The sequence below is a fragment of the Arcobacter sp. YIC-80 genome, assembly GCF_044841725.1.
GTDB lineage: Bacteria > Campylobacterota > Campylobacteria > Campylobacterales > Arcobacteraceae > Arcobacter_B.
Genome location: NZ_JBJBSI010000006.1, coordinates 36,820 through 60,326 on the forward strand (window position 1 = coordinate 36,820; position 23,507 = coordinate 60,326).

The window sequence follows — 23,507 nt, forward strand, 5'->3', positions numbered from 1 at the left end:
AATTTATTATTTAGTCAGATTATTACTTCTCCCAAGAAATCAAAGCCCATTGTACAAACTCTTCTTTTTGTTTTTTTTCTAAATCTAAAGTATCATAATAGTCTTCAAGTCTTTTTATTTCATCTTCACTTAGTCCATCTATACTCCATGAAACTGATTGTATAAACTTTTCTTTTGATGTGTATATAGTGTTTCTTCCTTCACTTTGTATGAAATTTACTGAGGCATTTATCCCCATTTGATATAAAATATTTAACACATAAATATAATCTGGTTTTTTGATTATTTTTCGCTGCATTATATCTAGTATTTCATCTGATACAAATGAGCCACCTTTTTTATATGAAATTATTACTTTTTTATTTGCTTTATTATTTAGTTTTGTTAAAGCCTCTTTCATGTCTTTTACTTCCATTGATCTTGAGGCTATTACTAAATCTGTATTTGGTACATCATCCCAAGAGTCATACCAAGATTTATTTATAGTTTTTATATTTGATATATTTTGTTCTTTTGCATTTTGATTTAAAATTTCAAGCATTTTTGATGAATAATCCAAACAATAAACCTCATCAAGTTTTGGTGCAAGCCTTAAAGATAGATTTCCAACTCCACATCCTACATCAAGTAAGCTATTTATTCCATCTAAATCAAGTTTTTCTAAAAACTGTTCATTATAGATAGACTTATGTACTTTTTTGTTCATAGAAGGTGCCTTTTCATCCCACGCTTCTTTTCCTTTTGCTTTAAAAGATGTAAGCTCTTTTTGTTTTATATAAAGCTCATTAAAATTTATATCTTCATAGTTCATTTTAAAAACTCCCTTATATTATCAGCCACCATTTCAAGAAGTCTTGTTCTAGCTTCAATACTTGCCCAACCAATATGAGGAGTAAGTAATAATCTTTGTTTATTTTCTACTTTTAAAAGTGGATTATCTTCAAGTATTGGCTCTTTTGAAACTACATCTATTCCAGCATAAATCTCTTTTTCATCTAAGATTTTTGCTAAATCTTCTTCATTTATAATACCACCTCTTCCAAGGTTTAATAAAATAGCTTTATCTTTCATCTTTGACATATTTTCATAGTTTAATAAATCTTGCGTGTTTTCATTTAAAGGACAATGAATAGAGATAATATCACTTGTACTTAAAAGCTCATCTAACTCGACTCTTTTATACTCACTATTTGAGTTTTTTCCAGAAGTAGAATAATAAACCACTTCACAATCAAAAGCCTTTGCTTTTCTAGCAAAGTTTCTTCCAATATCTCCAAGACCTATAACACCTACTCTTTTATTATCTAGTTCATAAAAAGGTTTATCTATATGAGTAAAGATTGGTGACTTTTGCCAGTTGCCATTATCAACATAAGACTTATAATAATCAAGTTTTGTAACAAAATGAAAAATCATAGAAAAAGCAACTTGTGCAACAGAAGAGCTTGAATATCCTGCTACATTTTTAACAGCTATATTTTTTTGTTTTGCGTATTGTAAGTCTACATTATTCATACCAGTTGCAGTTATACAAATAAGTTTCATAGTTGAGTTATCCATCTGTGAGCTATTTATAACTACTTTATTAGTAAGAACAATATCAACATCTTTTACTCTATCTTGTGTTTGTTCTTCACTTGTCATATCATAAACTATTAGTTCACCAAACTGTTCAAAAATAGATACATCTACATCATTTCCAAGTGTTGCTCTATCTAATATTGCTATTTTCATTTTTTTCCTTTACTATTTTTTTAATCTTATCTTCTTTTGACTACTTAGTCAAGTAAATTTATATAAAAAAAGCTTGACATAATGCCAAGCTTTAGATTAGTCTTTTTTTACCCATACCTTGAAGTTCCAAGCAGGAGAAGTTATATTTCCTTCTTCATCTTTTATAGCTTCATACTCTCTTTGTTCTTGTAAATCCCAAGTTGAAAAGTCTATTTCTTTAAGATAAGCATCTGCTTTTCCTTCATAATCAACCTCTGATAAATACATCTTATCAACATAGTCAAATAAAGTTTCGTAAATATTTGCTCCACCAATTACAAATAGTTCCTCTTCCCCATTTGCTCTTGCAAAATCAAAAGCTTCTTGTGCATTACTAAAAGTCTCTACACCTTCATGGGAAAAATCTCCCCTTGATAAAACAAGTGAAGTTCTATTTGGTAGTGGTCTTCCGATACTTTCAAAAGTTTTTCTTCCCATTAAGATATGATGACCTGATGTGATAGTTTTAAAGTTTTTAAAGTCTTCACTTATATGCCATAACATTTGATTATCAAGACCAATTTCCCAGTTTTTACCATAAGCTACAATCATTGATATTTTCATTTACTTGCCTTTGATTATACTGCCATAGCAGCTTTTATTGATTCATGAGATTTATATCCAACTAACTCAAAGTCTTCCATTTTAAAATCTTCTATATTTTTTACAGCTGGATTGATTTTCATAATAGGCTTTTCATAAGGTTCTCTACTTAACTGTAAATTTACTTGTTCATAGTGATTAGAGTATATATGAGCATCCCCAAAAGTATGTACAAAATCCCCTACTTCTAAATCACAAACTTGTGCAATCATCATAGTAAGTAAAGCATAAGAAGCAATATTAAAAGGTACTCCTAAAAATACATCTGCACTTCTTTGGTAAAGTTGACAAGATAATTTTCCCTCTGCTACATAAAACTGGAAAAAAGTATGACATGGTGGTAAAGCCATCTTTTCTAACTCACCTACATTCCAAGCTGATAAAATCATTCTTCTTGAATCAGGGTTTGTTTTGATTTGATTTATAAGTTCACTTAATTGATCAACTGCTTTTCCATCAGCTGCTTTCCACGATCTCCATTGAGCTCCATATACAGGGCCTAATTCTTTAATAGTATCAGTATTTACATATCCTAAATCTTTACCTTGTGCATCAGCATTTGCTGTCCATACTGTTTTTTTACCTATTAGATTAGAAGCTTTATCCCCATAGTGAATTTCAGCAAGCCTTCTCTCATCTGTACTTCCTTCTATAAACCATAAAAGCTCAGAAATAATTGCTTTTAAAAATGTTTTTTTAGTAGTTACAAGTGGAAAACCCTCACTTAAATCAAATCTCATTTGATAACCAAATACAGAAGTAGTTCCTGTACCTGTTCTATCCTCTTTAGTTACTCCATTGTCTAAAATATGTTGTAATAAATCTAAATATTGTTTCAATTATTTTCCTTCTTAAAATACTCATACAAATATAAGTATTGTCTTAGTTCTTTTAAACTTTCATACTCTAAGCCTTGTTCTATCCATTGTGTTATTTCACTTGGAATTTTAATAGGCTCTAATAACTCTTGTTTTTTGTTTTTTGAAAGCTTTTTATGTTCGTATAATAGTGATATATGGCTTAATATCGAACTAATCCCTAAATCTCGAATTTGTGCTATTTCTTCTAGTGTTTTTTCATTTTCAATTAACTCTAAAGTTTCCAAATAAGTCTTTGTCAATTTCTTTGAAGGAGCTTTATTTTCAAGCTCTTCTTTATTCTCTTCTTTTATTTTCTGACAAGCTTGTAAAAAAGCATTTCCATACTTTTCAAATCTTACTTTTCCAACTCCATTTATTTCAAGAAACTCTTCTTTTGTAATAGGAAGTTTTTGACTTAACTCTTTTAGGGTTTTATCTCCAAAAATCACATAAGCAGGAACTTCATTTTCATTTGCTATTTCTCTTCGCAGAGTTTTAAACTCTTCAAAAACCTTATCATCAAAGCTTAACTCTAATTCTTCCTCTTCTTGTTTTACTAAAAGTCCAAGTTTATCACTATCTATGAAAAGTTTCTCTTTTCCTTTTAGTATCTTCATTCCTAAATCAGTGATTTTTAAAGCTCTAAATTCGCCTAATTCTAAGGCTTGTATGTCTATTAGTTTATCGCAAATAGCTATCCACTCATTTTTACTTTTTTGAGCGCCTATATTATAAACACTTAACTTATCATGACCAAATTCTAAAAGCTTTTGATTTTTCGAACCTCTTAAAACATCAACTATATGATTGATACCAAATCTTTGTTCACATCTAAAAATAGCTGAAAGAAGTTTTTGAGCATCTACACTTACATCTACTTGCTCAACCTCTCCTTTTGTGCAGTTATCACATAAAGTTTCACACTTAGGTATCTCATCTTCAAAATATGAAGCTATGATTTTATGTCTACAATTATTTGAAACACAATATCTATACATGAATTCTAGTTTTTCTAAAGATGTTGATTTATAACCATCATCTATCGCTTCTTCTATTTGTATTTTTCTTTTTACCTCATCAGCTTTTGAATAAAGTAAATACACATAAGACATCTCACCATCTCTTCCTGCACGCCCTATTTCTTGATAGTAGTTTTCCAAAGTTTTAGGCATAGAGGTATGTACTACAAACCTGATATTTGATTTATCAATTCCCATACCAAAAGCAATAGTAGCAACAACTATATCAACTCTTTCATATACAAAATCTTCAAAAACTCTATTTTTCACATCTACACTAAGACCTGCATGATAAGCTGCTGCTTTATAGTTTTCATCACATAAAAACTTAGCAATACTTTCAGCCTCTTTTCTTGTAAAAGTATAGATTATTCCACACATTCCTCTGTGTGTTTTTAGAAAGTTTAATATTTGTCTTTTTCCATTTGAAACTCTTGGTTCTACTTTTATATCAAGGTTATCTCTTTTTGTTTTTGCTCTAAAATGTTTGGGGTTATTTAGTCTTAAACTATTTGCTATATCAGCTTCTACTTTTTTTGTAGCAGTTGCTGTAAATGCACTTATAGGTGTATCTGGAAAAAACTGTTTTAATCTATCAAGATTTCTATACTCAGCTCTAAACTCATGTCCCCAAGCAGAAACACAGTGAGCCTCATCTATTACAAAATAGTTTATATTTACTCTTTGAAGAACACCTACAAACTCATTTGAAGTAAATCTCTCAGGAGCTACATATAAAAACTTTAGCTCACCTTGTAAAAGCTTTTGAAGAGTAAAACTGTTTTCATCACTGCTTTGTAGAGAACTAATCATATCAGCACTTATATTTAAATCATTTAGTGCTTTAACTTGGTCTTGCATAAGTGCAATAAGTGGAGAGATTACAACTGTAACACCAGACATAAGTAAAGTTGGAAGTTGATAACAAAGTGACTTTCCACCACCAGTTGGCAAAATAGTTAAAACATCTTTTCCACCTATAATAGTATCAACAACATCTTCTTGAAAAGACCTAAACTTCTCATGTCCGAATATATCTTTTAGTATTTGATACTTAGTTGCCATAAATCTCCCTATATATTTTCTAATAGTAGAAAATAAGATATTTAAGATAAGAATGAGATTAAATTTACAAAAAGTATCAAAAACAGCTTCTTAAACTTATTAGAATAAGAAGCTATATATCTATATTGCTTTAATAAACTCCATTAGTTTTTCTAAATCAGTTACTTCAAGTTTCATAAATTTATCTCTTGCATTTTGAGCTTCTCCACCATGCATTTCAATTGCTTCTTTAATAGAACTTGCCCTACCATCATGTAAGAATCTAGCTCCTTCTTTTTGTTCAACAATTCCTATTCCCCATAAAGGTGCTGTTCTAAACTCACTTCCTCTAGCATCTTTTTCTTTTACACCATCAGATAATTTTTCACCCATGTCATGTAAAAGTAAATCTGTATAAGGGTATATTTTTTGATTACTTAAGCTAGAAAATTTATTGCTTATTCCTGTTGTCATTGTAGGTCTATGACAAGAAGCACAACCAATTGTTTCAAATATTTTTGATCCTTCATCAAAGTTTTCTTGATTATTTATTCTTCTATCAGGTACACTTAATGCTGTCATAAAATCAACAACTTGTTGTAATGCTACTTCACTTACTTCAGGTTCTCCTCCATTTGGTTCATCTTTACATATAGTTTGTGTGTCTGTACAATTCTCTTCTGGATTTACAGGAGTAGTAAGTCCCATATCTTGATGCATTGCACCTGCATTTTGAGTTCTCAAACTTGAATTTATAGCTTTCCAACCAAATCTTCCAACTCTTCTCTTACCTTCTTCCATAACCCAATGCGCTCGTCCTGATATACCATCATTATTTGAATCATGAATATCTTCATACTCTAAGATTGTTTCTTCACTTACTAAGTCTAATAATCCCATTCCAATTAAATGAGGAGATATTCTTCCACCGATATTAAAACCACCTGTTTTTACGTCACTTGAAGATATAAACTCAATTTCATTTGAACTATTTTTAACCCATGTCATTGAAGTTTCAGCTAAACCATTTGTAGCTTGCGTTTGTAACTGTCCTCCAAAGATTGGATGAACATCACCATTTTCATTTCCTACTCTAAATAAAAAAGATTTATCAGTAGTTCCATCATTATTATAAGGAGATACTCTACCATCAGATATATGACATGAAGTACAGGCATTTGCGTTAAACAGGGGACCTAAACCATCAAGTATTGGTCTATTTCCAGGAGCCTTATTCCATTGAGCAATAAAAAGCTCCCTTCCTTGAGAGACTCCTGATATTTCATTTTCACTAATATTATTTGAAATTTTTAAAAAAGGATTATTTTGTGTATATTCAACAGTAGCATTACCCCCAGGGGCAGTCAATTTTGACTGATCTGTTGGGTTATTACTATTATCTCCACCTGAGTTATTATCTTCATTTGGAAATTCTGGAATAACTGGATAATTATAGAACCAAATATTAGTAGTAGAATCTCCTCCACCTAAACTTCCTTCAAAACTCCATCTCCATGTAAATACTGTATTATTATCTTTAATTGCAGTTACATGTAGAGCACCTGCTGCCATATCTTTTACAGAAGTAATAGCAGTTAACTTATCTTCTGGAAAATCAAGATTATTATATTCTTGTTTTCCATCAGGTGTTGTTTCTCCATACATTCCCCATGGATATACTTTTCTATTGGCTCTTAAAATATAACTTGAATGTCCACCAGCATATATTTGTAATACAGGATTGTTCTTATAATTAGTTAAAATCTTAGTTGGAGTATAAATACCTGAATTCCAAGCATAATTAGTATTTCTAAATTGATAACCTCTATATCCAATTTGACTTAAAAAATTATTTCCCCAAGCATAAACATCACCACTTTGAGTTAAAGCTAAAATATGCCCAGTACCAGCAGCAATTGAGGCTATTTTTTCATTATCACCAATCTTTATTTTTAAAGGTATTAACTGATCATCACCTTTAGTTCCTTGTGCCATTTGACCATAGTTGTTTTTTCCCCATCCCCAAACGTCACCATTTTCATCTATAGCCATAGAGAAATCAGAACCAGCTGTTACTTGTACTATTTTTATATTATCTTGAGGGAAAAGTACTTTTACAGCAGTTGCATCTGATATAGTTGTGCCATTTCCTAGTTCACCATCATTATTTGTACCAAAAGCATAAACATCACCATTTTTATCTAAAGCAAGAGTATGACTTAATCCTGCATCAATTGCAACAATATTAGATAAGCCTTCAACTTTTCCAATACTTAATCTACAATCTGCTATTTTTGAACAATTATCTCTATTTTCTTTACCACGACCTAATTCACCATTTTTATCATATCCCCAAGTATATACATCACCTTTTTCATCAATAGCAACTGAAAAGTTTTGCATGAATGAAATAGATACAAATTTAGTAGGAGTTGTAACTTCTATAGGTTTTTTTGGATGTATTCCATTTGTTTCATCACTTAATTTAGAAGTATAACCCAAGCCTGCTTGTCCATAGTTATTTCTACCCCAAGTATAAAGTTTATCTTCTTTTAATGCACCAGAGTGTGAACCCCCTGCTGTTGTAACACTACCTAAATAGATTGTTCCTTGTTTAATCTCTTTTTTTCCTGTGTTATCTTGAGCAAAAATTTTAAAGCTATTTTTTCCTAAGTTTAAACTTTTTGAAACTAAAAATTTTCTATCAATAAGATTAATATCTTCAACTGTATCATTAAACTCAAGAGTTAATTTTGATAGAGTTATGTTTGTATTTAATTCTCCTTGAAACTTCCAAATTGAAGATAAACTTACAATATCTGAATTTTCAACATTTGTTTTTACTAAATATTCACTATTTGAACTATCTAAATCAACTGTTATTTTACCCTCAAGAAAAGTCTCATTTCCTTCAATATCTAAAACACTAATTTTATAATTATTTTCACCTATATTTAATTGTTCATCAATATCAAAAAAATTATTTTTCAACTCAATATTTGAAGAAAGACCATTTAAAGTCAAATTAATACTAGAAATTCCACTATCATCTCTAGCCATACCAGAGAATGTCCAATTTGTAGTTGAAATACTAATATTCTTTGATTGATCCATATTTGTTTGTAGTGTTGGTTTTACAGATTTAGCACTAAAAGAGATAGTTATATCATCATTATTATTACTATCATATTTTTCTATTTGTGATACTTTTATAGTGATAATATACTGTTCAGATTCTGTTAAGTTTTGTGCTGGTATTATCTTAACAATATCATAATTATACTCTAAATCATATTCTAAAATATTTCCTTTAGAATCTTTTAATATAAAAATATCTTTTTTTATATCGTCTTTTTTTATATCTTTAGTAAATTCTATATCAAAAGATGAGTCATACTCAACTTCATAGTCTCCATTTTTTACTGATGTGTTTTTTATTTTTAAGATTGTCTCATCATTAACTACTTTATGATGTTTTAAAACATTATTTAAGTGTCTTTTTACATCAGTTTGAGAAACTTTTGAAATACCTTTCTCACTTAATAAAGCATCAACATCAACATCATCTATATCTTTATTTGATTGTTCATTAAATTTCTCAAAATCTGAACCATTAATTTCAATTTTATCTGTTTTACTATTAGAGTCTAAAGATTGTAATAAAGTAGCAATTTTTAAAACTTTTTCATTCTCGATATTATTTCTTTCTATTCCAACTATATCTTGAATAAATACTTTTCCATCAGATTTTAAAGATTCCACTTCTCCAATTTTTATGCTTCCTAAATAAAATTCTACAACTCCACCAGTATAAGGAAATTCTCCATTATCATTTGTTAAACCAGTGTTATTACCATTTACATATTTTATTCCTGATACCACATCATCAATAAATATTCCATTTTTATTAGTAGCTTGTGAACTACTGTTTCCACAACCTGCAAAAAAAAGAATCAGTATTGACAATACTAATAATTCTCTAAATTTATTATTCATTTATTTCCTTTTCTTATATTAAAAAGGAATTCTAATGAAGTTATATTTAAAGTATTCTTAATATTAAAAACTATTATCAATATCATAAATAAAACAAATCTTATTTATTGACTTGCTTTATTTTTATTTTTTTAAAAGATTAAGATAGTTATGAAGTTGCTTTATACATATATCATAGTATTTTGAATCAGATGATTTTTTGGCAGTTGTTAAACCACCTTGGATAGTTGCTAAGATGAACATTCCTACAGCCTTAGTATCTGTATCTTCTTTAATTTCTCCAATTTTCACTGCTCTATCAAGTGCTTTTTGGAAAATTGCTTCAAATTTAAAATAAGATTGTTCAAGTGCTTTTTTAAAATCCTCATCTTTGTTTGAAAGTTCATGTACAAGGTTATTTAGCCTACATCCAAAATAAAAATTATAAGAAGGTTTATTAGTTAAAACACTCATAATAGCTTCTATCATATTCTCTTCACTTTCTAAGATAACTCCATATTTATTTTGAATATATTCATCAACATGAACTTCAATAATTGCTAAAATCAATTCTTTTTTTGATTTAAAAAAATGATACATACTTCCTTTATTCATAGAAGCTTTTTTGAGTATTTTATCTACTGATGTTGCATGATAACCATTTTGAAATATTTCTTCAAAGGCTACTTTTAATAATTTATCTCTACTATTCATAATTTTCCTTGATTAGTTTCTTCTTTGTCCTGATTTTGGTTCACTTACTTCTTTTTGTAAATCTAAACTCAAATTATGATAGAAAAGTTCTCCATAATCTGTTGTTCTATTTATTGTTTCATAAGCTTGTTTTATATCATTGTTATATTTTAGTGCATCTTGTAAAATTTTGATAATTTTAACTGATTCTAAAAAGTTTACATGAGATGGTGCTTCAATTGGTGAACTATAATACTTGTGCATTCTCTCAACTAAATTCTTATTTCTAATTTCTATAAATACTGATTCAATTGGTGACTTAAAGAAAAGTATTTTTTGTTTTACATTTATAGATATATATGTTGTTTCCATTCCATATATTTTTCTTGAAAAACTATCAAATAAAAAAAGCTTTTTATTATAGTTATTATTAAACAGTTCATATATAAGCTCTAAAATTTTAATCTTCTCTTCTTTACTATAAAAGTTTCCAATAGATGCAAAACAAAATGATAAAACAGACTTAATTGAGTACCATTCAGTTGTATCATAATCATATCTTAACATCTGCTCAATTCTTTTTTGTTTTAAATCTTCTATATCTTTAGATGTTTTTGTTCTGTACACTTTTTGTACTGCTGTATCTCTATACATAGGTCCAGGAAACTGTGCTTGAATAACAAATCTTCTATTTTTCTCAACATCCATGATGTATTTTAATCTACCATGATAGTCTTCATCTATAATTCTAACTTCTTTTTGTGGAATTTGAGTGATTGATTTTAAGAACTCTTCATCTACACATCCATCTTCCCAAATATAATCTGGATATCTAAATATTTGACAGATTTTATCTTTTACATCACTACTTGGTTCTACTTCTGTTACGTTATCTATCCATGATGTCACAGTTCTTCTGTCTTTATTGATTAATGATGCAAACTTTGATATACTTAAATTTGATCTTTTGAAAATCTCTATAAACTTATCTATTGAATTTTTATAATCCATTTATATTCCTTAGAATTAACTTTATCTTATATTGTACCATTTTAAAACATAAGAACAAATATTGTACATTAAATCCCTTTATTAAAAAAAATTGTGTTTTCTCATACAAAAGTTATACACTAGCCAAATGTCTAAATCATGTATAATAATAGTAATTTCAAATTAAAGGATGTGTATGAGCGCAGGAAAAAAATTTAGAGAAGCACTTAAGGAAGAATCTCCTTTACAAATTGTAGGAACTATTAACGCATACCAAGCATTACAAGCTACAAAAGTAGGACATAAAGCTATTTACCTTTCAGGTGGAGGAATTGCTAATGCATCTTACGGTTTACCAGATTTAGGTATGACTATGATTGAAGATGTATGTATTGATATTAGAAGAATTACTTCTATTTGTGATACTCCTGTTATCGTAGATGCTGACACTGGTTGGGGACATGCATTTAATGTTGCTAGAACAGTAAAAGAATTTATTAGATCTGGTGCTGCTGGATTACATATTGAAGATCAAGTTGCTGCTAAAAGATGTGGACACAGACCAAATAAAGAATTAGTATCAACAGAAGAAATGTGTGACAGAATTAGAGCTGCTGTTGATGCAAAAATGCAATTAGACCCAGATTTCTATATCATCGCAAGAACTGATGCACACGCAAGTGAAGGACAACAAGCTGCAATCGATAGAGCATTAGCTTACGTTGAAGCTGGAGCAGATGCAATTTTTGCTGAAGCAATTCACACATTAAAAGAATATAAAGAATTTACAGACAAAATGTCTGTACCTGTATTAGCAAACATTACTGAATTTGGTGCAACTCCAATGTTCACAACTGAAGAATTAGCAGAAGTTGGTATTGACATGGTTCTTTACCCATTATCAGCATTCAGAGCAATGAATAAAGCTGCATTAAATGTATATCAAGAATTAAAAGAAAAAGGTACTCAAGAAGGAGTTCTTGACACTATGCAAACAAGAATGGAACTATACGATATGTTAGGTTACCATGATTATGAGCAAAAAATGGATGAATTATTTTCAAAAGGTAAAGCTAAGTAATTAGCTTCACCTTTAAAACAAAAAAAGCACAAAATAAAAAAACAACACAATTATAAGGAGAGAATATGAGTGGTTTAGCAGGTGTTACAGCAGGTCAATCAGCTATTTGTACATGTGGTTTAGGTAATGGTCTTAACTATAGAGGTTATGATATTGCAGATTTAGCTTTAAAAGCTGACTTTGAAGAAGTTGCATTTTTACTTTTAAATGGTGAGCTACCAAATAAACATGAACTTAAAATGTTCAGAAGAAAAGTTATTGCAGGTAGACAATTACCAGCTTCTGTAAAAGAAGTATTAAAAGCTATTCCAGCTTCATCTCACCCAATGGATGTTATGAAGACTGCTACTTCAGCTTTAGGTTGTATTGAACCAGAAGCAGAAGATTTCTCTGATCAAATGGATAAAATTACAAGATTATTAGGAGCTTTCCCATCATTCTTAGTTTACTGGCATCACTGGCATGTAAATGGTAAAGAAATTGAATTAGCTTCTGATGAAGACACAATTGCTGGATACATTGTAGAAAGATTAAAAGAGACTAAACCTTTAGATGTTGAAGTTAAAGCTATGAATGCAATGTTAACATTATATGCAGAGCATGAATTTAATGCTTCTACATTTGCTAACAGAATTACAGCTTCTACATTATCAGATATCTACTCTTGTATGACTACTGGTATTGGTACATTAAAAGGTCACTTACATGGTGGAGCAAATGAAGTTGCAATTAAATTTGTACTTGGGTTTGACAATGTTGAACACGCATTAACTTCAGTTGATGAATTATTCGCTAAAAAAGAAAAAATCATGGGATTCGGTCACAGAGTATATAGAGAAGTAGATCCTAGATCTCCTATTGGATTTGAATTAGCAAAAGAATTAAAAGAGTTAGAAACTTCTGATCCTAAATTATTTGATATTGCTAAAGCAGTTAGAGATAAAGTTAAAGCTGAAAAAGGTTTACCAGATAATATTGACTTCTTTGGTGGATTAATTTATCACTATATGGAAATCGAAAGATTATATTATACTCCATTATTCATTATGTCAAGAGCTGCTGGATGGGCTGCACACGCATTTGAACAAAGAGCAAACAACAGAATTATCAGACCAAGTTCAGAGTACACTGGACCTGAGCCAAGAGATTTCGTAGCATTAGAAGATAGATAAGAATTCTATCTTCTATCTTTGAAAACAAGAAAACATAAAAACTTACATAAAATAAATCAATTAGCCTCTATAATGAGGCTAATACAATATACAAGTGCCACATACAGTGGATAAATTTCAAGAAAAGATTTAGCACTGTTGGGAAATATAAAATAGGATGAATATCATCCTTTAAATTTAAAAAATGGATATAAATAATGACAAACGAAAAATATCTTAAAGAACTAGATGGTGTTGAAGGTGTTAAATTTTACGATGTAAAAGCAGCAGTTGAAGATATCACTGCTGGTTCATTTGAAAAATTAAACTATACTTCAAGAGTTTTAGCTGAAAACTTAATTAGAAAATGCCCTAGTGAAGACTTAGAAGATTCACTAGTACAATTAATTGAGAAAAGAACTGATAAAGATTTTCCTTGGTATCCATCAAGAGTAATCTGTCACGATATCTTAGGACTTACTGCATTCGTTGACTTAGCAGGATTAAGAGAAGCTGTTGCTTCAAAAGGTGGGAACCCTGATAAAGTTAACCCAGTTGTACCTACTCAATTAATCGTTGATCACTCATTAGCAGTAGAGTGTGGCGGATTTGATCCAGATGCATTCCAAAAAAATAGAGATATTGAAGATAGAAGAAACGCTGATAGATTCCACTTCATTAACTGGACTAAAGAAGCATTTAACAATGTTGATGTTATTCCTCCAGGAAATGGTATTATGCACCAAATCAACTTAGAGAAAATGTCTCCAGTTGTACACTTAAATGATGGTGTTGCTAGCCCTGATACATTAGTTGGTACTGACTCACATACTCCTCACGTTGATGCACTTGGTGTTATTGCTGTTGGTGTTGGTGGATTAGAAGCAGAAAATGTAATGCTTGGTAACCCTTCATATATGAGAGTTCCTGAAATTATCGGTGTTGAGATTGTTGGGGAAAGAGCCCCTGGAATTACTGCAACTGATATTGCACTTTCAATGACTTCATTCTTAAGAGAAAACAATGTTATCTCTGCATATTTAGAGTTCTTTGGTTCTGGTATTAAATACCTTAACTTAGGTGATAGAGCTACTATTGCAAATATGACTCCTGAATATGGTGCATCTGCTGGTATGTTCGCTATTGATGAGCAAACTATTTCTTACTTAAAAGTAACAGGTAGAGAGCAAAAACAAGTTGAATTAGTTGAAGCTTATGCTAAAGCAAATGGATTATGGGCTGACCAATTTGAAAATGCTACTTATGCAAGAACATTAACATTTGATTTATCAAAAGTTGAAAGATCATTAGCAGGGCCTTCTAAACCTCATAAATTAGTACCAACTTCTACTTTAAAAGATGAAGGTATTGTAAAAGAGTGGACTCAAGAAGGTGATTTAATTCCAGATGGTGGTATTTTAATTGCTGCTATTACTTCATGTACTAATACTTCAAACCCAAGAAACGTTATTGCTGCTGGTTTATTAGCTAAGAAAGCAAATGAGCTTGGATTAGAGAGAAAGCCATGGGTTAAGTCTTCATTAGCACCAGGTTCAAAAGTAATTGAAGTTTATTTAAAAGAAGCTGGATTATTACCTGAAATGGAAAAATTAGGATTTGGTGTAGTTGGATTCGCTTGTACTACTTGTAATGGTATGTCTGGTGCTTTAGATCCAAAAATCCAACAAGAAGTTGTAGATAGAGATATTTACTCTACAGCTGTATTATCTGGAAACAGAAACTTTGATGGTAGAATCCACCCTTATGTAAAAGAGGCATTTTTAGCTTCTCCTGCTTTAGTTATTGCTTATGCATTAGCAGGAACTGTTAGATTTGATATTGAAAATGATGTTTTAGGAAAAGACAAAGATGGAAATGACATCAAATTAGCTGATCTTTGGCCTTCTGATGAAGAGATTGATGCAGTTGAAAAAGAGTTTGTAAGACCTGAAATGTACAATAATATTTATGATCCAATGTTCGCAAGAGATGCATTAGGAGATATTAAAGTTGATCCATTCTATAAATGGAATCCAAACTCAACTTATATTCAAAAGCCACCATACTGGGAAGATGAATATATGCAAATGCCAGCATTAAAAGGTATGAGACCATTAGGTGTATTCCCTGATAATATCACAACTGACCACTTATCGCCATCAAATGCTATTTTACCAGATTCAGCTTCTGGTGAGTATTGTATCTCTAAAGGTCTTCCAATTCCTGACCTTAACTCTTATGCAACGCATAGAGGGGATCACAATACTGCTAGTAGAGCAACTTTAGCAAATCCAAAACTATTCAATGAAATGGTTAAAGATGAAAATGGAAATGTTAAGCAAGGTTCATTAACTAAGATTATGCCAGAAGGTACTGAGTCAAGAATGTGGGAAGCTATTGAAGAGTATAACAATAGAAAACAACCACTTATTATCATTGCTGGTACTAACTATGGTCAAGGTAGTTCTAGAGACTGGGCTGCAAAAGGTGTAAGACTTGCAGGTGTTGAAGTATTAATTGCTGAATCAATTGAGAGAATTCACAGAACTAACTTAGTTGGAATGGGTGTATTACCATTACAATTTAAAGAAGGTGATACAAGATTTACTTACAATATTGATGGTTCTGAGACTTTTGATATTGAAGGTGAAATCACTCCAAGATGTGACTTAACTGTTGTTATGACAAGAGCAAATGGTGAAGTTGTTAAATTCCCTGTATTATGTAGATTAGATACTTCTGCTGAAGTTGAAGTTTACAAAAATGGTGGTATTTTACAAAAATTCGCTAAAGATGTTGTTGCTGAAACTAAGTAAGACTAACATCTAAATTTAAAAAAGAGGTTCTCCTCTTTTTTAAATATTTATAGAAGAATTAATATAGATTTTTCTATAAATATTTAAAATTAAAAAGGGAAAATTATTATGAGTTATCAACCACAATTTAAAGTAAAAGCAACATATATGAGAGGTGGTACTTCAAAAGGTACATTTTTTAATATAGCTGATCTTCCTAAAGAAGCACAAGAAAATCCAGCTAAAAGAGATAAATTACTTCAAAGAATCGTTGGTTCTCCTGATGTATATAAAAAACAAATGGATGGAATGGGTGGAGCTTCTTCATCAACATCTAAAGCTATTTTAGTTGGAAAATCTGATGTTCCAAATCACGATGTAGATTATTACTTCTGCCAAGTTGCTATTGATAAAGACTTTGTAGATATGAGTGGAAACTGTGGAAACCTAAGCTCAGCTGTTGGACCTTTTGCTATTACTGAGGGTTTAGTTGATAATGTTCCCCAAAATGGTGTTTGTTGTGTAAGAATCTGGCAAGCAAATATCAAAAAAACTATTCTTTGTTATGTGAAAATGGAAAATGGAATGGTTAAAGAAATGGGTGATTATGAAATTGATGGTGTTGCTTTCCCAGCTGAAGAAATCGTTTTAGAATTCGTTGAGCCAGTAGATCCAAGTGAAGAGTTATTCCCAACTGGAAACCTTGTAGATGATTTAGAAGTTGAAGGTATAGGAACTCTAAAAGCTACTATGATTACAGCAGGTATTCCAACTGTATTTGTAAATGCTGATGAAATTGGATACAAAGGAACTGAACTTCAAGGTGATATTAACTCTGACACAGAAGCTTTAGAAAAATTTGAAAAAATTAGAATTGCAGGTGCTTTAAAAATGGGTGTTATGAAATCTCCTGAAGATGCAAAAACTCAACAACACACACCAAAAATTGCATTTGTTTCTCCTGCACAAGACTTTATAACTTCTTCTGGAAAAGAGGTAAAAGCAAATGAGATGGACTTACATGTAAGAGCATTATCTATGCAACAATTACACCATGCTATGATGGGAACAGCTTCTGTTGCTATTGGTGTTGCAGGTTCAATTCCAGGTACGCTTGTAAACTTAGCTGCTGGTGGAGGAGAAAGAGATACTGTAACATTTGGTCATCCAAGTGGTGCTATTAAAGTTGGTGCAACAATTACAAAAGATGGCGATAAATATATTGTAGAAAAAGCTTCAATGAGTAGAAGTGCAAGAATCATCATGGATGGTAATGTTCACGTTCCTGCTGGAACTATGGATATATAGTGTAAACTATATTTATAAAATAAAAAGGGGATTTACAGAGTTTGACTCTATAAATCCCCTTTTTTTATTAGTAAAACTTTAATCACACAAAAATGGTATTTCTATTTTAAACTCTTCACCTTTACACTTTCTTCCATCATATTCATATTCTATAGTTTTATTTGATAAACTACCTTTAAAGTGCTTTTTTATAATCTCATTGGACATATAAAGACCAAGTCCTGTTCCTTGTGATTTATGTTTTGTTGTAAAATAAGGTTCATAGATTTTTTCTGAAATTTTATCTTCAATACCACCTGCATTATCATAAATTATTAATTCTAATTTATCTTCAATTATATTCGATTTTATAAAAATAAACTTATCCATATCTCTAATAGACATTTTAGAAACCAAAGCATCTTTTGCATTATTTATAATATTTATTACAACTTGCATTAGCTCAAATTTATAGCCTTTAAATTTTATATTTTCTACATCTAAAAATAACTTTATGTTACTTGACTTATATGAAGATTCAAAAATAACAAGATTCTCTTTTATTACCTCATCAACATAAAACTCTTCAATCTTATTATTAGGATTAAAAAAGTTCCTAAACTTATCGATTATTGAAGATAAGTATTCAATATTTCTTTGAAGTTTTTCTAAGTTTTCTTGACCTTTATTTTTATCAAATTTACCCAATTGTAACTGCATATTCATAGAAGAAGCAAGTACACTTATTATAGTTAAAGGTTGTCTCCATTGATGAGCAATATTACCAATCATTTCCCCCATAGATGCAAGTTTTGATTGCTGGTATAACATTCTTTCTTTTTCTTGATTTTGTTTTTCTAAAAGAACTAAATCATTTATATCAGTATGAAAACCTGTTATACGAGAAGGCTTGTTATTTAAATCATAAAAAACTTTTCCTCTAATTTTTATCCATTTATATGAAAAATCTTTACATTTAAATCGATATTCTATCTCAAATATTTCTGATTCTCCTTTTAAATGCTTTCTTAATTCTTCCATAGTCTTGTCATAATCTTTTTTATGGATACTTCTTTGCCAAAAACTTTTATAAGCAATTTTATCATCAAAATCATAACCTATCATTGATAAAAATCTAGGTGAGTAAAATATTTTTTTATTTTTTAAATCTATATCCCATAATCCATCTTGTACTCCATCAATAGCTCTTGAGTATTGTTCTTTTACATCTCTAAGTTCGGATATAATTTCATTTAATTCATTAGCAAAAGTATCAAACTCTAAAACATTTGTATTTTCATAGCTTATATTTTTATCATCTTTTACTTTATAAGCATAATTAACTAATTTTGAAAAAGGTTTAATAATAAATCGATTTGATAAATAATATAAAACTATAAAACATAACACAACTAATAATATTAAAAATAGAGTCTGATGAATAAAAGACTCTTTTAAGACCTCAAAAGAGTTATTTTTTGTTACAAATACTATATCAAGACTATTTACATTCATAATTTCATATTTCATTTTTGAATACACTATTCTATCTTTTACAAAAACATTTGATTTTTTGAAAATAGATAAATCAATAGCTTCTTTATTTTTAGTAGAAGCAATTAAATTATTTTCAAAATATAAGTGAATATCCAATAGTTTTGATTTTGATTTGATATGATTTAGTAAACTAAAATTATCATTAAATATTTTACCAACATAGACTGTACCTTGAACTCTTCCTGTAGTACTATCAATTATTTTTTCTTTACTAAACATTAAAATTAAATTTTCATTATTTATATTAATTCTAATAATTTCATTATTGATTGAAGGCTGTAATTTTTTAATACTATTTATAATTGATTTTGAATCAAATAAAGAGTTGCTATAATCATAAAAATAATCATCTTTTTTTAGAAATAATAAGTCAATTGTATCTACAGAAGGCATTGTTTCCAACTTATAAGTTACATTCCTTGGAATATCTAAATTATCTATACTTTTAAATTCTTTTGATACTTCAACAGCAATATCTTTTAAATTTTCCTGTTCATTTTTAATAATTAGTTTTGTAATATTATATGTTTGATTAAAATAGTCATTAATATTTTTATCAACAACTTTTTGTGTATTAATATATGAAGAAAGAAGTAAAGCAGTACTTAATACTATAAAAAAAACTAAGAGTAATAAACTATTAAGTATTGATAGTGATAATTTTTTATTTTTCATTATCCGCTGTATACCTAAATGCTCTTTGTTTAAGCTTTTCTAAGTCTTTTTTATCAATACCTTTTTTAACTAATGCAAAATCTCCAGAAAAAATTGTAGGTACTTTATGGATACTACCTTCTAAATCAAGTTTTATTGCTTCTGCCATTGCTACACCATTATCATCATTCATTCTCATAACAGTAACATCCATTAGTCCCTTTTGAATAGCTTCAAGTTCACTAGTTCCTCCACCCCAACCATTTACTAAAATTTTTCCTATTAAGTTTTTTTCTTTAAGTGCTTCTATAACACCTAAAGAAATATCAGTAGAACAAGCATAAATAAACTTTATATCTTTATCTCTTTTTAATAAATCAAGTGTAGCTAACTTTGCTTTTTCTTTACTAGTATTAGTAAAGTATTCATGAACAACTTTTAAATTAGAATTTGATGAAATATAATCAATAAATTTAGTACCTCTCATATAACTTACATAACCATTTGCTGTATAAAGCACAGCATATTTACCTTCACCTTTTGTTTGCTTTATATAATAATCAGCAAGCATTTGGCTTCCTATCATGTGATCAAACCCTACATATAAAAAAGGTTGTCTTTTTTGCCATTTTCTAAGGGGTGTAGTAATATTTTGTAAAATTAATTTTGGTTTTTCTCTACTTATTATTCTTTCTATAAATTTAGCATGTTTACTTGCATCTAATACAAATACTAAATAATCTGTATTATCTTTTATAGCTTTTAAAAGTAGTTTTGATTGAACTCTTGTCTCAACATGAGGTCTAGTAAAGTGTAGAACAAGTTCGTAGTTTATTCCTAACTCATTAAGTCTTTTTTCAAATGAAACTTTACTTTTCATCCAATAATCAGTCAATTGCTTTCCTGGATAAACTAAAACAATTTTTACTTTTTCATTCTTTTGTTTTATTTTTACTGCATCTTTTTGAATTATAGAAAAAAAGTCTTTACTAATTTTTCCTTGATTTGTAAATGCAATGTATTCGTCAATATCAAAATATTTTGAGTTTTGGGCATTACAAACACTAAATGCCAACATTAAAATAATTAATTTGAAAAGGTACTTTTTCATTGTTTTAGCCTAGTAATAAAGTTGAATTACAATTATTATACCATAACAAACCAATTCTTTTAATGATGATATTTTTACTTATTTAACTAGTTTTGATATTTCTTTAAATACTGGATTTTTAGCATTTAAAGTTAACTCAAATAAAATAGATTCATAAGTAGTAGGAATAACACCTGCTTGTATTAATCTTTGAATTGCAACATCAGTATCATTTTGTTTTCTTGAAGTCACACAATCAGTAACTAATATTGGTTGTAGTCCTGCTTCTAATAAATCAATACAAGTTTGTAATACACATACATGAGTTTCAATACCTGCAACAATTACGTTTTTTTTACCAGTACTTTTTATAGCTTCCATCGTTGGTTCATTTTTACAACAAGAAAATGTTGTTTTTTCAAAATGAGGATACTCACTTACAAGTTCTTTTAAAGAAGGTATAGTCTCACCTATTCCTTTTTTATATTGTTCATTTACTATAAAAGGAACTTCTAAAACTTTTAAACCTTGTATTAATGTAATTAGTTTTTTTTCAATCTCTTCATTATTTGTTACATGAGGAAATAATCTCTCTTGAACATCTACTAAACAAAATAATGAATCTTCAACATTTATTCTCATATATTACTCCTTAATATATTATAGAAATATGATACTAAAATTATTATTTAATTTTCTTGGAAAATATTGCTTTTTTGAAATTTTTTGAAGTCTTGACAAAAGAGAAACTCTTTTGTCAATTTATGTAGTTTTTTAAGCTTTTTTAACAAACTCTTGTTTTAATTTTATAGCTCCAACACCTGGAACTTTACAGTCAATATTATGACCATCATTACCATCAACTAATCTAATACCTTTTACTTTAGTACCAACTTTAATACCTGATGAGCTACCCTTTACTTTTAAATCTTTAATAACTGTAACATCATCACCATCTTCTAAAATAGCTCCATTTGCATCTTTTACAATCAACTTATCTTCATCTTCTTCTAAAGAAGCATCTTTTGACCACTCATGGGCACATTCAGGACATACATATAAATCCATATCCTCATAAGTATATTCGCTGTCACATTTTGGGCAATTTGGTAAATTTTCCATGTTTTCCTTTTCTTATTAGATTTAATTTTTTATTTAAAAGCTATTTCTTCTGCTTTTTTAAGAAGTTCTTTAGCACCTTTTTCAATAAACTTATTTGCTATTTTAATACCTATTGTTTCATAATTTTCAATTGGCTCAATTACTTCTTCTTCTATCATTTCACTTGCATCTGGCATTCCAACAATTGCTTGGAACTTTACATTTTTTCCATCTTCTAAAATTGTTGCTTTTGCTCCAATAGGAACTTGACAACCACCCTCTAATGTTCTTACAAAACTTCTCTCAATTGTTGCTTCAATATGGGCATTTTCATCATTTAAAACTGATAAAAGTTCAATTAGTTCTTTATTATCAAGTGTTTCAATTCCTAAAGTTGCTTGTCCCATTGATGGAATCATATCATCTGTAGAAATTGGAGTAAAGTAATTTACTTCATCTTCAATTTGAAGCTTTTGTACACCAGTTGCTGCTAAAATAATTGCATCATATTCACCTGCTTTTAATTTAGCAATTCTTGTATTAATATTTCCTCTTAAGTCTTTTAACTCAACATCAGGTCTTAGCATTTTAATTTCCATTCTTCTTCTAAGACTTGTAGTTCCTATTACAGCACCTTGTGGTAAAGCTTCAATACTTTCATACTTTTGGCTTAAAAAAGCATCTCTTGGGTCGAATCTTTTTGTAAGTGCAGCTAATACAAACCCTTCTTCAAACTCAACAGGTACATCTTTTAAACTATGTACTGCAATATCAGCTTCTTTATTTAAAAGTGCAATTTCTAACTCTTTTGTAAATAAACCTTTTCCACCAATTTTTGCTAAGGGTACATCTAAGATTTTGTCTGCTTTTGTTGAAAATGTTTTTAATTCAATCTTCATATCTGGATAGTGTTTGTTTAGTTCTGCTTTTATATATTCACTTTGCCATAATGCTAATTTACTTTGTCTTGTTGCTATTACTAATTTTTCCATATTTATTTCCCTAATGTTTTATATTTTTCTCTTGTTGTATCTTTTATTCCATTTACAAAAATAGTTGGTGTACCTTGAACCATCACATTTTCACCCATATTAATATCTTTTTGAATATTAGCTTTTCTTAATTGTTCTAATGTGATATTTGTCTTAAGTTCTTTATTAAATGCCTCCAAGATTTTATTTATATTAGTAGACTTTGAATCAAAATATTTATCCCAATCAATTGAATAAACTTTTAACTCTAAATCTTTAATATTTTTATGTTTAGCCACTTCCATAATTTTAGATAAAGGTCCTGCTGCTGGATGTATTCTAAGTAAAGGAAAATGATAATAATATAAAGCAATATTACTATTATTTTTATTTACATAATTAATCACATCTGGTACATAATCCATACAAAAAGGGCATAAAGGGTCAGAAAAAATTACAACTTTATTTTTTGCATTGTGATTCCCTGCAATTAATTTCTCTTTTTTATAATAATTATCAGATAGAGTTGGAGTAACTAAACTTTTAAGAGATTTTCCAGTTTTAATATCTTGTAAATCAAGTGAAACATACTTACCATTTGAAAAAACAATATCTTTTACGCTTATAACTTTAGTAGAGTCTTTTGAAGCTTTTACTTCCGCTTGAACATCTAAAATATATCCATACCAATTTTTTAAAGGCATTTCTTTTTTAAAACTTACGCTCACATCTAAAACTTCTACATTAGGATTTTGAGAAACTCTTTTTTTCTCAAACTCTATAATATTTTCATCATTAATATTAGCAAAAAGTAATGTTGTACATAAACTTGTTAAACTTAAAAATTTTAATGCTTGTTTCAT

General features: G+C 29.1%; 18 protein-coding genes. 4 read left to right on the forward strand and 14 right to left on the reverse strand.

What is annotated here, in order from left to right; genetic code table 11:
- Positions 1 to 22 precede the first annotated feature (22 nt).
- The 8 genes from ACH5BK_RS09200 to ACH5BK_RS09235 form a co-directional block, all read right to left on the reverse strand.
- Positions 23 to 811 carry a class I SAM-dependent methyltransferase gene (locus ACH5BK_RS09200; protein WP_404306642.1) on the reverse strand — a complete coding sequence of 263 codons (789 nt, stop codon included), beginning with the start codon at positions 809 to 811 and terminating at the stop codon, positions 23 to 25.
- Entirely contained in the window at positions 808 to 1,734 is a 927-nt protein-coding gene (locus ACH5BK_RS09205) for a D-2-hydroxyacid dehydrogenase (protein ID WP_404306644.1), read from the reverse strand. The genes ACH5BK_RS09200 and ACH5BK_RS09205 overlap by 4 nt, the downstream gene beginning before the upstream one ends.
- A 96-nt stretch (positions 1,735 to 1,830) precedes the next feature.
- Entirely contained in the window at positions 1,831 to 2,337 is a 507-nt protein-coding gene (locus ACH5BK_RS09210) for a dihydrofolate reductase (RefSeq protein WP_404306646.1), read from the reverse strand.
- A 14-nt stretch (positions 2,338 to 2,351) separates the two neighbouring features.
- Positions 2,352 to 3,215 (reverse strand): thymidylate synthase, encoded by an 864-nt coding sequence (locus ACH5BK_RS09215; RefSeq protein ID WP_404306648.1) that lies wholly within the window; start codon positions 3,213 to 3,215, stop codon positions 2,352 to 2,354.
- The gene (gene recQ, locus ACH5BK_RS09220; RefSeq protein ID WP_404306650.1) at positions 3,212 to 5,320 is read right to left on the reverse strand and encodes a DNA helicase RecQ; all 2,109 of its coding nucleotides are present in this window, start codon (positions 5,318 to 5,320) and stop codon (positions 3,212 to 3,214) included. The genes ACH5BK_RS09215 and recQ overlap by 4 nt, the downstream gene beginning before the upstream one ends.
- 120 nt (positions 5,321 to 5,440) lie before the next feature.
- Positions 5,441 to 9,295 (reverse strand): di-heme oxidoredictase family protein, encoded by a 3,855-nt coding sequence (locus tag ACH5BK_RS09225; RefSeq protein ID WP_404306652.1) that lies wholly within the window; start codon positions 9,293 to 9,295, stop codon positions 5,441 to 5,443.
- 123 nt (positions 9,296 to 9,418) lie between these two features.
- On the reverse strand, positions 9,419 to 9,988 hold the full coding sequence (locus ACH5BK_RS09230) for a TetR/AcrR family transcriptional regulator (RefSeq protein ID WP_404306654.1): 570 nt from the start codon (positions 9,986 to 9,988) through the stop codon (positions 9,419 to 9,421).
- A gap of 12 nt (positions 9,989 to 10,000) precedes the next feature.
- Entirely contained in the window at positions 10,001 to 10,978 is a 978-nt protein-coding gene (locus tag ACH5BK_RS09235; RefSeq protein WP_404306656.1) for a hypothetical protein, read from the reverse strand.
- Positions 10,979 to 11,153: 175 nt separating this feature from the next.
- Between ACH5BK_RS09235 and prpB the strand changes: the two genes are divergently transcribed.
- From prpB to prpF, 4 genes are all read left to right on the forward strand, one after another.
- Positions 11,154 to 12,038: a methylisocitrate lyase gene (gene prpB, locus ACH5BK_RS09240; RefSeq protein WP_404306658.1), complete on the forward strand. Its 885-nt coding sequence runs from the start codon at positions 11,154 to 11,156 to the stop codon at positions 12,036 to 12,038.
- A gap of 65 nt (positions 12,039 to 12,103) precedes the next feature.
- Positions 12,104 to 13,210, forward strand: a complete 1,107-nt coding sequence (locus ACH5BK_RS09245) for a citrate/2-methylcitrate synthase (protein ID WP_404306660.1) — start codon at positions 12,104 to 12,106, stop codon at positions 13,208 to 13,210.
- 197 nt (positions 13,211 to 13,407) lie between these two features.
- Positions 13,408 to 16,005: a Fe/S-dependent 2-methylisocitrate dehydratase AcnD gene (gene acnD, locus ACH5BK_RS09250; protein ID WP_404306662.1), complete on the forward strand. Its 2,598-nt coding sequence runs from the start codon at positions 13,408 to 13,410 to the stop codon at positions 16,003 to 16,005.
- Positions 16,006 to 16,113: 108 nt separating this feature from the next.
- The gene (prpF, locus tag ACH5BK_RS09255) at positions 16,114 to 17,292 is read left to right on the forward strand and encodes a 2-methylaconitate cis-trans isomerase PrpF (protein ID WP_404306664.1); all 1,179 of its coding nucleotides are present in this window, start codon (positions 16,114 to 16,116) and stop codon (positions 17,290 to 17,292) included.
- 78 nt (positions 17,293 to 17,370) lie between these two features.
- Here the strand turns inward: prpF and ACH5BK_RS09260 are convergent, their stop codons facing one another.
- The 6 genes from ACH5BK_RS09260 to ACH5BK_RS09285 form a co-directional block, all read right to left on the reverse strand.
- Complete coding sequence (locus tag ACH5BK_RS09260; RefSeq protein ID WP_404306666.1) at positions 17,371 to 19,503, reverse strand: PAS domain-containing protein; 2,133 nt, start codon at positions 19,501 to 19,503, stop codon at positions 17,371 to 17,373.
- On the reverse strand, positions 19,493 to 20,593 hold the full coding sequence (locus tag ACH5BK_RS09265) for a substrate-binding domain-containing protein (protein ID WP_404306668.1): 1,101 nt from the start codon (positions 20,591 to 20,593) through the stop codon (positions 19,493 to 19,495). The genes ACH5BK_RS09260 and ACH5BK_RS09265 overlap by 11 nt, the downstream gene beginning before the upstream one ends.
- A gap of 78 nt (positions 20,594 to 20,671) precedes the next feature.
- On the reverse strand, positions 20,672 to 21,214 hold the full coding sequence (locus ACH5BK_RS09270) for a hydrolase (RefSeq protein ID WP_404306670.1): 543 nt from the start codon (positions 21,212 to 21,214) through the stop codon (positions 20,672 to 20,674).
- Positions 21,215 to 21,346: 132 nt separating this feature from the next.
- A complete protein-coding gene (locus ACH5BK_RS09275) occupies positions 21,347 to 21,694 on the reverse strand; it encodes a zinc ribbon domain-containing protein YjdM (protein ID WP_404306672.1) in 348 nt (115 codons plus the stop codon).
- A gap of 29 nt (positions 21,695 to 21,723) precedes the next feature.
- Positions 21,724 to 22,665, reverse strand: coding sequence for a hydroxymethylbilane synthase (gene hemC, locus ACH5BK_RS09280; RefSeq protein WP_404306674.1), 942 nt, complete (start codon positions 22,663 to 22,665; stop codon positions 21,724 to 21,726).
- Between the two features lie 2 nt (positions 22,666 to 22,667).
- Positions 22,668 to 23,507 (reverse strand): DsbA family protein, encoded by an 840-nt coding sequence (locus ACH5BK_RS09285; protein ID WP_404306676.1) that lies wholly within the window; start codon positions 23,505 to 23,507, stop codon positions 22,668 to 22,670.

Excerpts from the sequence above, each read along its gene's own strand:
- ACH5BK_RS09200 (WP_404306642.1), bottom strand. The coding sequence starts at position 811 with ATGAACTATGAAGATATAAATTTTAATGAGCTTTATATAAAACAAAAA.
- ACH5BK_RS09205 (WP_404306644.1), bottom strand. The coding sequence starts at position 1,734 with ATGAAAATAGCAATATTAGATAGAGCAACACTTGGAAATGATGTAGAT.
- ACH5BK_RS09210 (WP_404306646.1), bottom strand. The coding sequence starts at position 2,337 with ATGAAAATATCAATGATTGTAGCTTATGGTAAAAACTGGGAAATTGGT.
- recQ (WP_404306650.1), bottom strand. The coding sequence starts at position 5,320 with ATGGCAACTAAGTATCAAATACTAAAAGATATATTCGGACATGAGAAG.
- ACH5BK_RS09225 (WP_404306652.1), bottom strand. The coding sequence starts at position 9,295 with ATGAATAATAAATTTAGAGAATTATTAGTATTGTCAATACTGATTCTT.
- ACH5BK_RS09230 (WP_404306654.1), bottom strand. The coding sequence starts at position 9,988 with ATGAATAGTAGAGATAAATTATTAAAAGTAGCCTTTGAAGAAATATTT.
- ACH5BK_RS09235 (WP_404306656.1), bottom strand. The coding sequence starts at position 10,978 with ATGGATTATAAAAATTCAATAGATAAGTTTATAGAGATTTTCAAAAGA.
- prpB (WP_404306658.1), top strand. The coding sequence starts at position 11,154 with ATGAGCGCAGGAAAAAAATTTAGAGAAGCACTTAAGGAAGAATCTCCT.
- ACH5BK_RS09245 (WP_404306660.1), top strand. The coding sequence starts at position 12,104 with ATGAGTGGTTTAGCAGGTGTTACAGCAGGTCAATCAGCTATTTGTACA.
- acnD (WP_404306662.1), top strand. The coding sequence starts at position 13,408 with ATGACAAACGAAAAATATCTTAAAGAACTAGATGGTGTTGAAGGTGTT.
- prpF (WP_404306664.1), top strand. The coding sequence starts at position 16,114 with ATGAGTTATCAACCACAATTTAAAGTAAAAGCAACATATATGAGAGGT.
- ACH5BK_RS09260 (WP_404306666.1), bottom strand. The coding sequence starts at position 19,503 with ATGAAAAATAAAAAATTATCACTATCAATACTTAATAGTTTATTACTC.
- ACH5BK_RS09265 (WP_404306668.1), bottom strand. The coding sequence starts at position 20,593 with ATGAAAAAGTACCTTTTCAAATTAATTATTTTAATGTTGGCATTTAGT.
- ACH5BK_RS09270 (WP_404306670.1), bottom strand. The coding sequence starts at position 21,214 with ATGAGAATAAATGTTGAAGATTCATTATTTTGTTTAGTAGATGTTCAA.
- ACH5BK_RS09275 (WP_404306672.1), bottom strand. The coding sequence starts at position 21,694 with ATGGAAAATTTACCAAATTGCCCAAAATGTGACAGCGAATATACTTAT.
- hemC (WP_404306674.1), bottom strand. The coding sequence starts at position 22,665 with ATGGAAAAATTAGTAATAGCAACAAGACAAAGTAAATTAGCATTATGG.
- ACH5BK_RS09285 (WP_404306676.1), bottom strand. The coding sequence starts at position 23,507 with ATGAAACAAGCATTAAAATTTTTAAGTTTAACAAGTTTATGTACAACA.